This is a genomic window from Cupriavidus sp. FW306-1B-F12B, from assembly GCF_058781795.1.
This window is the reverse complement of the sequence record NZ_JBYSXC010000018.1, coordinates 89,164-103,598: the sequence shown is the minus strand read 5'-3', so window position 1 is coordinate 103,598 and position 14,435 is coordinate 89,164. Positions and strand designations below refer to the sequence as shown.

At 66.0% G+C, this 14,435-nt stretch carries 14 protein-coding genes; 13 read left to right on the top strand and 1 reads right to left on the bottom strand.

Annotated features, from left to right (window positions below; translation table 11 throughout):
- Nucleotides 1-88 precede the first annotated feature (88 nt).
- The 12 genes from odhB (at nucleotide 89) to AC3WLE_RS26160 (ending at nucleotide 12,265) form a co-directional block, all read left to right on the top strand.
- Nucleotides 89-1,348: a 2-oxoglutarate dehydrogenase complex dihydrolipoyllysine-residue succinyltransferase gene (gene odhB / locus AC3WLE_RS26215; RefSeq protein WP_013957186.1), complete on the top strand. Its 1,260-nt coding sequence runs from the start codon at nucleotides 89-91 to the stop codon at nucleotides 1,346-1,348.
- 102 nt (nucleotides 1,349-1,450) lie between these two features.
- On the top strand, nucleotides 1,451-2,875 hold the full coding sequence (gene lpdA / locus AC3WLE_RS26210; protein WP_010809466.1) for a dihydrolipoyl dehydrogenase: 1,425 nt from the start codon (nucleotides 1,451-1,453) through the stop codon (nucleotides 2,873-2,875).
- A 90-nt stretch (nucleotides 2,876-2,965) separates the two neighbouring features.
- Complete coding sequence (zapE, locus tag AC3WLE_RS26205) at nucleotides 2,966-4,063, top strand: cell division protein ZapE (protein ID WP_013957184.1); 1,098 nt, start codon at nucleotides 2,966-2,968, stop codon at nucleotides 4,061-4,063.
- 105 nt (nucleotides 4,064-4,168) lie between these two features.
- Nucleotides 4,169-6,739, top strand: a complete 2,571-nt coding sequence (locus tag AC3WLE_RS26200; protein ID WP_492356948.1) for a heavy metal translocating P-type ATPase — start codon at nucleotides 4,169-4,171, stop codon at nucleotides 6,737-6,739.
- 3 nt (nucleotides 6,740-6,742) lie between these two features.
- On the top strand, nucleotides 6,743-6,889 hold the full coding sequence (ccoS, locus tag AC3WLE_RS26195; RefSeq protein WP_010809469.1) for a cbb3-type cytochrome oxidase assembly protein CcoS: 147 nt from the start codon (nucleotides 6,743-6,745) through the stop codon (nucleotides 6,887-6,889).
- A gap of 155 nt (nucleotides 6,890-7,044) precedes the next feature.
- Nucleotides 7,045-8,493 carry a cytochrome-c oxidase, cbb3-type subunit I gene (gene ccoN, locus AC3WLE_RS26190; protein ID WP_492319911.1) on the top strand — a complete coding sequence of 483 codons (1,449 nt, stop codon included), beginning with the start codon at nucleotides 7,045-7,047 and terminating at the stop codon, nucleotides 8,491-8,493.
- Nucleotides 8,494-8,511: 18 nt separating this feature from the next.
- Complete coding sequence (gene ccoO / locus AC3WLE_RS26185) at nucleotides 8,512-9,174, top strand: cytochrome-c oxidase, cbb3-type subunit II (RefSeq protein ID WP_492319912.1); 663 nt, start codon at nucleotides 8,512-8,514, stop codon at nucleotides 9,172-9,174.
- 3 nt (nucleotides 9,175-9,177) lie between these two features.
- Nucleotides 9,178-9,342, top strand: coding sequence for a cbb3-type cytochrome oxidase subunit 3 (locus AC3WLE_RS26180; protein WP_010809472.1), 165 nt, complete (start codon nucleotides 9,178-9,180; stop codon nucleotides 9,340-9,342).
- Between the two features lie 2 nt (nucleotides 9,343-9,344).
- Entirely contained in the window at nucleotides 9,345-10,262 is a 918-nt protein-coding gene (gene ccoP, locus AC3WLE_RS26175) for a cytochrome-c oxidase, cbb3-type subunit III (RefSeq protein WP_492319913.1), read from the top strand.
- Between the two features lie 49 nt (nucleotides 10,263-10,311).
- On the top strand, nucleotides 10,312-11,784 hold the full coding sequence (gene ccoG / locus AC3WLE_RS26170) for a cytochrome c oxidase accessory protein CcoG (protein WP_492319914.1): 1,473 nt from the start codon (nucleotides 10,312-10,314) through the stop codon (nucleotides 11,782-11,784).
- Nucleotides 11,785-11,813: 29 nt separating this feature from the next.
- Nucleotides 11,814-12,023: a hypothetical protein gene (locus AC3WLE_RS26165; RefSeq protein WP_492356949.1), complete on the top strand. Its 210-nt coding sequence runs from the start codon at nucleotides 11,814-11,816 to the stop codon at nucleotides 12,021-12,023.
- Nucleotides 12,020-12,265 carry a hypothetical protein gene (locus tag AC3WLE_RS26160; RefSeq protein ID WP_492356950.1) on the top strand — a complete coding sequence of 82 codons (246 nt, stop codon included), beginning with the start codon at nucleotides 12,020-12,022 and terminating at the stop codon, nucleotides 12,263-12,265. Before AC3WLE_RS26165 ends, AC3WLE_RS26160 begins: the two co-directional genes overlap by 4 nt.
- Nucleotides 12,266-12,327: 62 nt before the next feature.
- On the opposite strand, the gene fnr is transcribed toward AC3WLE_RS26160, so the two are convergent.
- Nucleotides 12,328-13,053 carry a fumarate/nitrate reduction transcriptional regulator Fnr gene (fnr, locus tag AC3WLE_RS26155; protein WP_010809477.1) on the bottom strand — a complete coding sequence of 242 codons (726 nt, stop codon included), beginning with the start codon at nucleotides 13,051-13,053 and terminating at the stop codon, nucleotides 12,328-12,330.
- A gap of 78 nt (nucleotides 13,054-13,131) precedes the next feature.
- Between fnr and AC3WLE_RS26150 the strand changes: the two genes are divergently transcribed.
- A complete protein-coding gene (locus tag AC3WLE_RS26150; protein ID WP_492319916.1) occupies nucleotides 13,132-13,890 on the top strand; it encodes a sulfite exporter TauE/SafE family protein in 759 nt (252 codons plus the stop codon).
- Nucleotides 13,891-14,435: the final 545 nt, after the last annotated feature.

Sequence of the window (14,435 nt, the reverse complement as noted above, 5' to 3'; positions counted from 1 at the left end):
CAAGCGGCAGCCACGGCGGCGCGCGCAGACGGCCGCCGTGGCATAGCCAGCATAAAGACAACACGCATAACACGAGGAATTCACAACCATGGCTATCGTTGACGTCAAGGTTCCGCAGCTCTCCGAATCGGTCGCCGAAGCGACCATGCTCAACTGGAAGAAGAAGCCGGGCGAGGCTGTTGCACAGGACGAAATCCTGATCGAGATCGAAACCGACAAGGTCGTGCTGGAAGTGCCGGCCCCGTCGGCTGGTGTCCTGTCGATTATCGTCAAGAACGACGGCGACACCGTCGTGGCCGATGAGATCATCGCCAAGATCGACACCGAAGCCACCGCTGGCGCCGCCGCACCGGCTGCTGCCGCTCCGGCACCTGCCGCCGCTGCCCCGGCACCGGCCGCTGCTGCCGCCGCTCCGGCCGCCGCAGGTGGTGTGGCGATGCCGTCGGCTGCCAAGCTGATGGCAGAAGCCGGCCTGTCGGCTGGCCAGGTTGCAGGCACCGGCAAGGACGGCCGCATCACCAAGGGTGACGCGCTGGCCGCTGCTGCTGCTCCGGCCGCCCCGGCCGCCAAGGCTGCTCCGGCTCCGGCTGCCGCCAAGCCGGCGCTGCAGCAGGTTTCGGCCCCGGTCGACTTCGCCGCGCTGGGCGACCGCCCGGAAGAGCGCGTGCCGATGAGCCGCCTGCGCGCCCGTATCGCCGAGCGCCTGCTGCAATCGCAATCGACCAACGCCATCCTCACCACCTTCAATGAAGTGAACATGAAGCCGGTGATGGACCTGCGCAACAAGTACAAGGACCGCTTCGAGAAGGAACACGGCGTCAAGCTGGGATTCATGTCCTTCTTCGTCAAGGCCGCGGTGCACGCGCTGAAGAAGTTCCCGCTGATCAATGCCTCGATCGACGGCAACGACATCGTCTACCACGGCTACTTCGACATCGGCATCGCCGTGGGCTCGCCGCGCGGCCTGGTGGTGCCCATCCTGCGCAATGCCGACCAGATGAGCCTGGCCGACATCGAGAAGAAGATTGCCGAGTTCGGCGTCAAGGCCCGTGACGGCAAGCTGTCGCTGGAAGAACTGACCGGCGGTACCTTCTCGATCTCCAACGGCGGCGTGTTCGGCTCGATGCTGTCGACCCCGATCATCAACCCGCCGCAATCGGCCATCCTGGGCGTGCACGCCACCAAGGACCGGCCGGTGGTGGAAGACGGCCAGATCGTGATCCGCCCGATGAACTACCTGGCGATGTCTTATGACCACCGCATCATCGACGGCCGTGAAGCCGTGCTGGGCCTGGTGGCCATGAAGGACGCGCTGGAAGATCCGGCCCGCCTGCTGCTGGACCTGTAATCAACGGTCCCCCCGCGCACGTCTGCCGTGCGCGGGACGCGCTTCCCCCGTGATGAAGGCGCGCCGGCACAAGCTGTCGCCGGCGCCCACAAAGGAATTTCCATGAGCAAACAATTCGACGTGCTGGTGATCGGCGCCGGCCCCGGCGGCTACATCGCCGCCATCCGTGCCGGCCAGCTGGGCCTGAACGTGGCCTGCTGCGAAGGCAATCCGTATGACGATCCCAAGGGCGAAGCCCGCCTGGGCGGCACCTGCCTGAACGTGGGCTGCATCCCCTCCAAGGCGCTGCTGGCTTCCTCGGAAGAGTTCGAGAACGTCCAGCACCACCTGGGCGACCACGGCATCACCGTGGGCGACGTCAAGGTCGACGTGGCCAAGATGCTCAAGCGCAAGGACGACATCGTCGGCAAGATGACCAAGGGCATCGAGTTCCTGTTCCGCAAGAACAAGGTGACGCTGCTCAAGGGCTACGGCAAGTTCGTCGGCAAGAGCGCCGAGGGCTTCCAGGTCGACGTTGCCGGTGAAGTCGTGACCGCCAAGCAGGTCATCATCGCCACCGGTTCGAAGGCTCGCCACCTGCCGGGCATCAAGGTCGACAACGACCTGGTCAGCGATAACGAGGGCGCGCTCAAGTTCCCCGCAGTGCCGAAGAAGCTGGGCGTGATCGGCGCCGGCGTGATCGGCCTGGAACTGGGCTCGGTGTGGCGCCGCCTGGGCTCCGATGTGACCGTGCTGGAAGCGCTGCCCGCATTCCTGGGCGCCGCCGACGAAGGCGTGGCCAAGGAAGCGCAGAAGCAGCTGACCAAGCAGGGCCTGAAGTTCAGCCTCGGCGTGAACGTCAACGAAGTGACGACCGGCAAGAACGGCGTGACCGTCAAGTACACCGACAAGGACGGCAAGGCGCAGACCCTGGAGGTCGATCGCCTGATCGTGTCGGTGGGCCGCGTGCCCAATACCGACAACCTGGGCCTCGACGCCGTCGGCCTGGCCGCGGACCAGCGCGGCTTCATCGAGGTGGACGACCACTGCGCCACCAAGGTGCCGGGCCTGTGGGCCATCGGCGACGTGGTGCGCGGCCCGATGCTGGCGCACAAGGCCGAGGACGAAGGCGTGGCCGTGGCCGAGCGCATCGCCGGCCAGAAGCCGCACATCGACTACAACTGCGTTCCGTGGGTGATCTACACCTTCCCTGAAATTGCATGGGTAGGCAAGACCGAAGCCCAGCTCAAGGCCGAAGGCCGCGAGTACAAGGCCGGCCAGTTCCCGTTCATGGCCAACGGCCGTGCACTGGGCATGGGCCACGCCGACGGCTTCGTCAAGATGCTGGCCGACGCCAAGACCGATGAAATCCTGGGCGTGCACATCGTTGCCGCCAACGCCTCTGACCTGATCGCCGAAGCCGTGGTGGCGATGGAGTTCAAGGCCGCCAGCGAGGATATCGGCCGCGTCTGCCATCCGCACCCGTCGATGTCGGAAGTCATGCGCGAAGCCGCGCTGGCCGTCGACAAGCGTCAGCTTAATATGTAAGGCGCATGCTTCGCATTGCCTGAGTACCGGCGCGCCGCATCCGCGGCGCGCCGTTTTCACTTGCGGCCCGTGCCGCAGGAACCCGTCAGCATGAACGTCACCGAGTACTACGAGAAGGAACTGAAGGAGCGCGGCTACCAGTCCGACGAAGCGCAATTGCGCGCCGTGGCCCGGCTGCAGCAGTGCTACGACGAATGGGTGGCCTACAAGAGCCGCCGCAATAATGCGCTGAAGAAGCTGCTGGTCCGTCCCGACGTGCCCAAGGGCGTCTACCTGTGGGGTGGGGTGGGGCGCGGCAAGTCCTTCCTGATGGACAGCTTCTATACCTGCGTGCCGGTGGTGCGCAAGACGCGGCTGCATTTCCATGAGTTCATGCGCGAGGTCCATCGCCAGCTCGAAGAGCTGCGCGGGCGTCCCGATCCGCTGGATGAGCTGGCCAAACGCATCGCGCGCCGCTTCCGGCTGATCTGCTTCGATGAATTCCACGTCAGCGACGTCGCCGACGCGATGATCCTGCATCGGCTGCTGCAGCAGATGTTCGAGAACGGCGTGCAGTTCGTTATGACCTCCAACTACCGCCCGGACCTGCTGTATCCGGATGGCCTGCACCGCGACCGCGTGCTGCCGGCCATCGCGCTGCTGCAGCAGAAGCTCGATGTGCTCAACGTCGACGCGGGCATCGACTATCGCAAGCGCGCGCTGGAGCAGGTGCAGGCGTACCACACGCCGCTCGGCGCCAAGGCCAGTTCCGCGCTGCGCGACGCCTTCACCTCGATCGCCGGCGTGGCCGACGAGTCGCCGCTGCTGCATATCGAGCATCGCGAGTTGCGTGCGCTGCGCAAGGCCAACGGCGTGGTGTGGTTCGACTTTGCCACGCTGTGCGGCGGCCCGCGCTCACAGAACGACTACCTGGAGCTGGCGTCCCAGTTCCACACCGTGATCCTGTCCGACGTGCCGCGCATGACGCCACGCATGTCGTCCGAGGCACGCCGCTTCACCTGGCTGATCGATGTCTTCTACGACCACAAGGTCAAGCTGCTGATGTCGGCGGAAGTGCCCGCGGACGAACTCTACACCGAGGGCCAGATGGCCAATGAGTTCCATCGGACCGTATCGCGCATCATCGAGATGCAATCGCGCGAATACCTGGAATCCGAGCGCCGCACCATGGATACCACGCTCACCTGAGCGTTGTTTTCCGGCCCGGCGCGACGATTGCCGGGCCGCATTGACCTATATCAAGGTCGATTCGGGGACCCGCATATACCCTCCATCGGGTAGAAAAAGGTTCCCATGTCGTCGCCCCCAGTCACCAGTCCTTCAGCCAGCTTGCTGGCACCGTACCCGCCGTCCGCGCTCCGTGATGCCGTGGGCCCGGCTGCGTCCGGCGCCGGTGCGCGGCTGGCCTGCTTCCATTGCGGCCTGCCCGTCACGGACACCGAGCCGCTTGCCGCCGAGCTGGACGGCAGCCGCCGGGTGTTCTGCTGCGGCGGTTGCCAGGCATTGGCGCAGACCCTCCATGCGGCCGGCTTTGCCCACCTGTACGGGGATGAAGCCCGCTTCGCCCGTCCCATCGACGACGACGCCCGGCGCGAGGCCGAACCGATCTGGGCCGCCTACGACACCCCTGAGCTGCGCGCCCAGTTTGTCCGCCCGCTGGACAGCGGCCGCGCCGAGATCACGCTGGCGCCCGAGAGCATCCGCTGTGCCGCCTGCGCGTGGCTGATCGAACAGCACCTGAGCCGCCAGCCGGGCGTTGAGTCCGCGGTCGCTAATGTCGCCACGCGGCGCGTGGTGGTGCGCTGGCGCGACGGCGCCCAGACGGTGGCGGGGCTGCTGGCCGCGCTGGCCGGCATCGGCTACATGGCCTGGCCGTTCGAAGTCTCGCGCACCGACCAGCAGGACCGCCGCGCGCGCCGCGGGCTGCTGATGCGCATGGCGGTGGCCATGCTCGGCATGATGCAGGTCATGATGTATGCGTGGCCGATCTACACGCACGAGGCCACCATCGACCCTGGCCAGCTCCAGCTGATGCGCTGGGCCAGTTTCGCCCTGACGCTGCCGGTGGTGTTCTATGCCGCCTCGCCGATCTTTGCCGGTGCCTGGCGCAGCCTGCGCCAGCGCCACATGGGCATGGACGTGCCGGTGGCGATCGGCATCGGCGCCGGCTTTGCCGCCAGCGCGCTGGCCACGGTGCGCGGAGTGGGCGAGGTGTATTTCGATTCGGTGACGATGTTCGTCGCCTTCCTGCTGCTGGCCCGCTACCTGGAACTGCGCGTGCGCCAGGCCTCGCGCAGCGGCGCCGAGATGCTGGCGCGCCAGCTGCCGGCCACCTGCGAACGGCTGGTCGCGACGGGTGCGGCCGGCGAGCGTGTGCCGGTCGCGCGCCTGCGTGCGGGCGATCTGATCCGCGTCAAGGCCGGCGAGATCGTTCCCGCCGATGGCGCCGTGGTGGCGGGCGCGAGCGAGCTCGACGAATCCATGCTGACCGGCGAGAGCCGCCCGGTGCGCCGCGCCGCCGGCGAGACCGTGCTGGCCGGCAGCTTCAATACGGCAAGCCCGCTCGAACTGCGGATCACACGCGTCGGCGCCGGCACCCGCCTGGCCGAGATCGTCGCGGTGCTGGACCGCGCGCTGGCTGAAAAGCCGCGCCTGGCCACGCTGGCCGACCGCGTCGCGGGCTGGTTCGTGGCGACGCTGCTGGGGCTGGCGGCGCTGACCGGGCTGGTATGGGGCCTCTGGATCGATCCGTCGCGCGCCTTGCTGGTGACGATTGCGGTGCTGGTGGTCAGTTGCCCGTGCGCCTTGTCACTGGCAACGCCGGCCGCACTGGCCGCGGCCGGTGCGGCGCTGTCGCGCCGCGGCGTGCTGCTGACACGCGGCCACGCGCTGGAGACGCTGGCGCGCGTCACCGACGTGGTCCTCGACAAGACCGGCACGCTGACCGAAGGGCGCTTTGCCGTGGCCGCGGTCGAGCCGCTGGCTGACGCCGATCGGACCCGATGCCTGGCGCTGGCCGCCGCGATGGAGCGCGGTGGCGAACATCCGATCGCGCGTGCGCTGGTGGCCGCGGCGCAGGGTAACGCCGGCATGCCGCTCCAGGTGTCCGACATGCGCAACGTCCCGGGCCAGGGCCTGGAGGCGATCGTCGATGGCCAACGCCTGCGGCTCGGCCGCGCCGACTTTGTCGCGGCGCTGGCGCCCGACAGCGGCCAGGCACCGGACACCTGGCGCAGCGACGCGGACCATCCTGGCGCCACCGTGGTGTGGCTGGGCGCGCCAGCGGGTCCGCTGGCGCGCTTCGTCCTGGCCGATGTGGAGCGGACGCAGACGCCGCAGTTGCTCACGCGGCTGCGCGAACTGGGCGTGCGCTGCCACCTGGTATCGGGCGATCACGCCGAAGCGGTCCACTGGTGGGCATCGCACTTCGGCATAGCCTGCGTGGCCGGCGCGGTCACCCCGGAAGGCAAGCGCAACTACGTCGCGCGGCTCCAGCAGGGCGGGGCGGTGGTGCTGGCCGTGGGCGATGGCATCAACGATGCGCCGGTGCTGGCGCAGGCCCAGGTGTCGATCGCCATCGGCAGCGGCGCGCCGCTGGCCCAGGCCGGTGCGGACGCGGTGCTGACGCACGGCGGCGTGGCCGAGATCGCCACCGCATTGGCGGTGTCGCGCCGGACGCGCCGGGTGGTGCGCCAGAACCTGGGCTGGGCCTTCTTCTACAACGTGGTGGCCATCCCGCTCGCAGCGACGGGGCTGGTCACGGCCTGGATGGCCGGCATCGGCATGTCGCTGTCGTCGTTGCTGGTGGTGGCCAATGCCTGGCGCCTGCTGCGCGCCGGCAAGCCGCGCCACAAGGGAGTCTGACTGATGGAAACGCTTTACCTGCTGGTGCCGATGAGCCTGGTGCTTGTCGTGGTCATCGCGGGCGCGCTGTGGTGGGCCCTCCATGCCGGGCAGTACGACGACCTGGACCGGCCCGCCGAATCGATCCTGCTGGACAACGACAAGCCATGAACCTGCCGCGCGGCGCGCCCTCCGACCGGGGTCCAGCACGCAGGTTCCATGCATGCCCTGAGCGACTTGATAAAGATCAACGCACACGCAGCATGGTTTTTCTAAAGTCACACTGTCAGTAGGTTTTTTCTTTTCTCTAAGCTTTGGGGGTCTGAATGGATGTCACTGCCGCGTCTTCACGCGTCGACACCTTCAATTACGGCGTCGTAAGACAGTTCGCTGTCATGACGGTAGTCTGGGGGATCGTCGGCATGGCCGTCGGCGTGCTGCTGGCAGCACAGCTGATCTGGCCCGAACTCAATTTCAACACACCCTGGCTGTCGTTTGGCCGGCTGCGGCCGCTGCATACCAATGCGGTGATCTTCGCCTTCGGCGGCAGCGCGCTGTTCGCGACCTCGTACTACGTGGTTCAGCGCACCTGCCAGGCCCGCCTGTTTTGCGGCCCGCTGGCCGCGTTCACGTTCTGGGGCTGGCAGCTGGTCATCGTCGCCGCCGCCATCACGCTGCCGCTGGGGATCACCAGCTCCAAGGAATACGCGGAACTGGAATGGCCGATCGACCTGCTGATCACCGCGGTCTGGGTGGCCTACGCGATCGTGTTCTTCGGCACCATCGTCAAGCGCAAGACCCGGCATATCTACGTCGCCAACTGGTTCTTCGGCGCCTACATCCTGACCATCGCGCTGCTGCACATCGTCAACAACATCGAGATACCGGTGTCGCTGTGGAAGTCCTACTCGGCCTATGCCGGCGTGCAGGACGCGATGATCCAATGGTGGTACGGCCATAATGCCGTGGGCTTCTTCCTGACCACCAGCTTCCTGGGGATGATGTACTACTTCATTCCCAAGCAGGCCGAGCGCCCGATCTACTCCTACCGCCTGTCCATCGTCCACTTCTGGGCGCTGAACTTCACCTACATGTGGGCCGGCCCGCACCACCTGCAGTACACCGCGCTGCCGGACTGGGCACAGTCGCTGGGCATGGTGTTCTCGCTGATCCTGCTGGCGCCGTCGTGGGGCGGCATGATCAACGGCATCATGACCTTGTCGGGGGCCTGGCACAAGCTGCGCACCGACCCCATCCTGAAGTTCCTGGTGGTGGCGCTGTCGTTCTACGGCATGGCCACGTTCGAAGGCTCGATGATGTCGATCAAGACCGTCAACGCGCTCTCGCACTACACGGACTGGACCATCGGTCACGTGCACTCGGGCGCGCTGGGCTGGGTCGCGATGATCTCGATCGGCTCGCTCTACTACCTGATCCCGCGTCTGTTCGGCGAGAAGCAGATGTACAGCGTCAGGATGATCGAATGGCACTTCTGGATCGCGACCATCGGCGTGGTGCTGTATATCGCCTCGATGTGGATCGCCGGGGTGATGGAAGGCCTGATGTGGCGCGCCACGCAGCCTGACGGCACGCTGACCTATGCCTTCGTCGAAGCGGTCAAGGCCAAGTACCCGTTCTACCTGATTCGCTTGCTGGGTGGCCTGTGCTTCCTGTCCGGCATGCTGCTGATGGCCTACAACGTGCTCAAGACCATCGTCGGCAAGCCCGCAGTGGATGCGCCGATTCCGGCCAGCATCACTGCCTCTGCCCACTGATCAATCCAGGATAGAAAGATGTCCGACAAACAACGCTTCTTTTCCCACGAAACGCTGGAGAAGAACATCGGCTGGCTGATCATCTGCACGATCCTCGTGGTCAGCATTGCGGGTCTGGTCCAGATCGTGCCGCTGTTCTTCCAGCACTCCACCACCGAGCCGGATCCGGGCATCACCCCGTATTCGCCGCTGCGGCTGATGGGCCGCGATATCTATATCCGTGAAGGCTGCGTCGGCTGCCACTCGCAGCAGGTCCGCACGCTGCAGGCCGAGACCGAGCGCTACGGCCACTTTTCCACGGCGGGCGAGTCGGTCTACGACCACCCGTTCCTGTGGGGCTCCAAGCGCACCGGTCCCGACCTGGCGCGCGTGGGCGGGCGCTACTCGGATGACTGGCAGCGCATCCACCTGCGCAATCCGCGCGACGTGGTGCCGGAATCGGTGATGCCATCGTACCCGTGGCTGGAAAGGGCCGAGCTGCCCACCAACGACATCCAGGCCCGCATGCGCGCGCTGGTGCGCCTGGGCGTGCCGTACACGGATGCCGAGATCGCCAAGGCACCGGACGAGCTCAAGGGCAAGACCGAAGAAGATGCGCTGGTTGCCTACCTGCAAGGCCTGGGCACCAACCGCCGCAACGTCCGCGTGGATTCCGCCGCGGCCGCGGCACCCAAGGAGTAAGCCATGGCCATGATCACTGCCATTGCGACCGTCGTGTCGATGGTCGTCTTCCTGGGGATCTGCTGGTGGGCCTGGTCCGCCGGCCGGCAGGCCGCCAACCGGGAATCCGCCATGCTGCCGTTCGCGCTGCCTGACGAAACCACGACAACATCGAGCCGGAACACCTAGCCATGAGCGATTTCATTTCCGAATTCTGGAGTTATTACATTGCCGCTATCGCGCTCATCGGCATCGTCTGGTGCGTGTGGCTGCTGTTCTCGCAACGCAAGGTCGCCAAGACCGCCGGCGGCACTGAAGACACCGGCCATGTCTGGGACGGTGACCTGCGCGAGCTGAACAACCCGTTGCCGCGCTGGTGGATGTGGATGTTCCTGCTGGCCTGCATCTTCAGCCTGGCCTACCTGGTGCTGTACCCGGGACTGGGTTCGTATGCCGGCGTGCTGAAGTTCTCCACGCAGGGCGAACTTGCCGCGCACCGCGCGGCGCAGGAGAAAATGCAGAACGAGATCTACGCCAAGTACCTGAAGATGGACGTCAAGCAGGTAGCGGCGGATCCGCAGGCGCGCGAGATCGGCCAGCGCCTGTTCCTGAACTACTGCGCACAATGCCACGGCTCGGACGCGCGCGGCAGCCGCGGCTTCCCGAACCTGACGGACAGCGACTGGCTCTATGGTGGCGAACCCGACATCATCCAGCAGACCATCACCAAGGGCCGCAATGGCGTGATGCCGCCGTTTGCCGCGGCCATCGACGCCAAGCAGGCGGGCGACGTGGCGCAATACGTGCGCTCGCTGTCGGGCCTGTCGTCGGACCCGATCCGTGCGTCGCGTGGCGAGGGCGCCTTCAAGACGACCTGCGTGGCATGCCACGGCGCCGGCGGCAAGGGCAACCAGGCGCTCGGCGCGCCCAACCTGGCGGACAACGTCTGGCTGTATGGCAGCTCGGAAGGCAGCATCGTCGACGCCATCCTGAAGGGCCACAACAACCACATGCCCGCGCATGAGGAGATCCTGACGCCTGAACGCATCCGGATGCTGACGGCCTATGTCTGGGGTTTGTCCAACACTGGGGGCGGAGCCGGGCAATGACCGACGACTCATGTGAGCGGGCGCTGGCAGCTCGCGGGAGAGCATGCCCATGAACGCACCCGGGACCGAAGAAATGGCCCGGGCGGCCGACCTGCAACGGTCGGCCGCTGCGCCGGGCGAGACCTCTGACGAAACGCTCTACGAGGTCCGCCGCAAGATCTACCCGCGCTCGGTGACGGGCGCCTTCTCCAGCTGGCGGGTCTGGCTGGTGATCCTGACCCAGCTGATCTACTACGGCACGCCCTGGCTCCAATGGAATGACCGCCAGGCCGTGCTGTTTGACCTTGGCGAGCGCAAGTTCTACATCTTCGGGCTGGTGCTGTGGCCGCAGGACGTCATCTACCTGGCGGTGCTGCTGGTCATCTCGGCGCTGGCGCTGTTCCTGTTCACGGCGATCGCGGGGCGGCTGTTCTGCGGCTATGCCTGTCCGCAGACGGTCTACACCGAGATCTTCATGTGGATCGAGCGGCGGGTCGAAGGCGACCGCATCGCCCGCATCCGGCTCGACGGCGATCCGTGGAGCCTGCGCAAGTTCCGTCTCAAGGCGACCAAGCACTTCCTGTGGGTGCTGATTGCGCTCTGGACCGGCTTTACCTTCATCGGCTATTTCGCACCGATCCGCGAACTGGGCGGCGAGGTGCTCAGCCTGTCGCTGGGGCCGTGGCAGTCGTTCTGGATGCTGTTCTACGCGTTCGCCACCTGGGGCAATGCGGGCTTCATGCGCGAGCAGGTGTGCAAGTACATGTGCCCGTATGCGCGCTTCCAGAGCGTGATGGTGGATCGCGATACCTATGTCGTGACCTACGACGTCGGCCGCGGCGAGCCGCGCGGCAGCCGGTCGCGCAAGACCGACCACCACAAGGCGGGGCTTGGCGACTGCGTCAACTGCAGCATCTGCGTGCAGGTGTGCCCGACGGGCATCGATATCCGCGACGGCCTGCAGTACGAGTGCATCGGCTGCGGCGCCTGCATCGACGCCTGCGACCAGGTCATGGACAAGATGGCATATCCGCGCGGCCTGATCCGGTACACCTCGGAAAACGCGATGCGCAAGGGCTTGTCCGCGGCGGCATCGCGCAAGCGCCTGCTGCGCCCGCGCGTCGTTATCTATTCCGTGATCTGGGTGGCACTGCTGGCCGGGTTCATGGCTTCGATCGCGCTGCGCACGCCGCTGAAGGTCGACATCATCCGCGACCGTGGTGCGCTCGGCCGTGAAGTGGAAGGCCGCTGGATCGAGAATGTCTATCGCCTGCAGCTGATCAACACCACCGAAGCGCCGATGCAGATCAGCGTGCGCGCCGACAGCGACGAATTGAAGAACCTGACGGTGGAATACGACAAGCAGGCCGAATCGCTGGCGCCGACGTCCAACCGGTTGCTGCCGATCCGGATCCGCGTGCCGATCGAGGCCGCGGCGCAGGGCACGCACAAGATCAACGTGACAGTGACGAGCGAAGGCACGGAGCGGGGGCATGCCGAAATCCGGCAATCCACCAGTTTCATCGTGCCGCGCGATTTGTGAAGCTAGTCGTCAAGATGAAGGGGGACAAGATGAGTCAGCAAGGCAATCCGTGGTGGAAGGAGCCGTGGCCGTGGCTGTTGATGAGCGGCCCGCTGGTGGCGATGGTGGCGTGCGGCGTGACAATCTGGCTGGCATCCGCGCATCCGGACATGCCGGTGCAGGGTGCAACGCGCCATGGCCTGGTGGTCGAGAAGGTCGACGCCGCGCCGCCCAAGGCTGCCGCTGTGAGGCAGCCATGAGGTTGCGCTGGCTGATGTGGGTACTCTGGCCGGCGTTCCTGATGGCTGGGTTTGCGACCGCGACGGTGTTTTCGGTGGTGGATCCCGGTGACCTGAGCTTCTTCGGCCAGCCGATCGAAGCGTCCCGCGAATCGGTCTACACCATCGGCTTCCTGATGGCCTGGGTGTTCTGCGCGTTGTCCAGCGGACTGACGCTCTACACCATGCCGACGCGGCTCAGCGATACCGACGAACTGGAGTAAGCGGGCTGCCGTGAGGCCTGCGCTGTCATGGCCGGATGCGGCCATGACAGCGCCTTGGCCGCTTAGCAGGAGCGGCTGTAGAGTTGCTTGATGCCGTCGATGTCCACGAGCTTGACGTGGCGCTGGCGAATCTGGATCAGGCCGGCTTCGGCAAAGCGAGAGAACAGGCGGCTGACGGTTTCGAGCTTCAGGCCCAGGTAGCTGCCGATCTCTTCGCGGCTCATGCGCATCACGAACTCGGACGCCGAATAGCCGCGCGCCGACAGGCGCTCAGAGAGGTTGATCAGGAAGGCGGCAAGGCGTTCCTCGGCGCGCATCGAGCCCAGCGTGACCAGCATCAGTTGGTCATGCGTGATTTCCTTGCCCATCAGGCGCAGGAACTGCTGCTGCAGCGACGGCAGGTCTGCCGACAGCGATTGCAACTCGCTCATGCGGACCACGCAGACTTCGGTGTCCTCCAGCGCGGCGGCATCGGAGGCATGCTGCATCTCGCCCAGCCCGTCGAGACCGACAATTTCGCCGGGCAGGTGGAAGCCGGTAATCTGCGAGCGGCCGTCTTCAGTGGTGACGTGGGTCTTGAGCGTGCCAAAGCGCACGGCATAGACCGCGGTGAGCGGATCGCCCATGCGATACAGGGTTTCACCCTTGTGCACACGGATGCGTTCCTGAACCAGCGTGTCCATCTTGGCAAGGTCTTGCTGCGACATGCCGACCGGAAGGCACAGCTGCCCCATCGCACAGGTGGAGCAGCGGGGTGACATCTCGGTAATGGGAATGGAGGTGAGCAATTGGAACCTGCTAGAAATGGCAGCGAGGGCGCGATAAGGACATTTTACCGTGCGATGTGATGTGGTAGGGAGTGAGAATTGACATTTGGCGTACTGATCAGCGTTTTTCTGCTGGCTTTGCTGGGCGGGGTCCACTGCGCTGCCATGTGCGGCGGCGTGGCGCTGGCCGTGGAGCAACGCCGCGGGGCGGCGGCCACGATCAGTCTTGTGCCCAGCCGTGCCGCCTGGCTGGGCGAGTTGCTGATAATGCACCTGGGCCGGATCTCGACCTATATGCTGCTTGGGGCCGCGCTGGGCGCGGTCGGTGCTTCGGCGTGGAAGCAGGACTATCTGCCGGTGCAGCGCTGGCTGTTCGGCGCAGGCAGCGTCATGCTGCTATGGTCGGGCTGGCGGTTGCTGCGCGGCAACACTTTTACCGTCGACTGGCTGGAGCGGCTGGCGGCGCGTGCCGGCGCAACGGTGGCGCGCCGGCTGGCTGGCGTGGCACGCGGCATGCCGTCGTTTGTGCGCGCACGCGGCGGCCTGGCGCGGCGATATGGCGTGGGCCTGGCGTGGGGACTGGTGCCGTGCGGCATGGTCTATGGGGCGCTCACGCTGGCGCTGCTGGCGGGAAATGCGGCGTCCGGCGCACTCGTGATGGGCGTGTTCGGGCTCGGCACACTGCCTAACCTGCTGGTGCTCTCCGGCCTGTCGGGCTATTTGCGTACGCTGTCGCGACGTCCCGGCGTGCGCCTGGGTGCCGGCCTGGCGGTGATGGCGTTCGGCGGCCTTGGCATTGCGCGAGCGGTGCTGTTGCCACATTCGCTGGCCGAGCATGGATTCTGCCTGGTGTTCTGAGGCGCCGGCGCCGCGCGGGCAACGGATGATGGTTGCAGGCGGGGGCGGGAATGCCATACAATCGCCAACATTGCGGTATCGCGCGGCGTCTTGTGAGCCGCGGTAAGCAGCGGGCGAGCAGCGCCAGGCGGCCTTCATACCAGAAGGCGAGTTCAGGGCAGGGGAAGCGGAAGGTTTTCGATGCCCGTCCCGTCCCCAAAGTCCATCCGGTTCAAAAGATCTGGTTCAAAAGTCCGGCTGGCACTGCGGTGTTGGCGATGCCGGCCTTGCTCCCGATACCCGTTTTTCTTGCGTCCGAGGCCTTCAGTTCGCTGACAGCGACGTCCGATATGTGCGGACGCGCTACGCAAGAGGTTCGCTGGCTGGCCCATAACGGCATGCGAACGATCTCCTGCCGGAACGCCCGGCAACTCGATGCAAAGATAGGGAAGTGCACGGCTTGGATGCAGCAGGTATCCGGCTAGCTGCGCAATGAGATGGCGGTGGCTTTCGCACCGCTGTATCCAAAATCTCCGGTGCCCCGGATCCGTCCGGGAGCAGGTGCA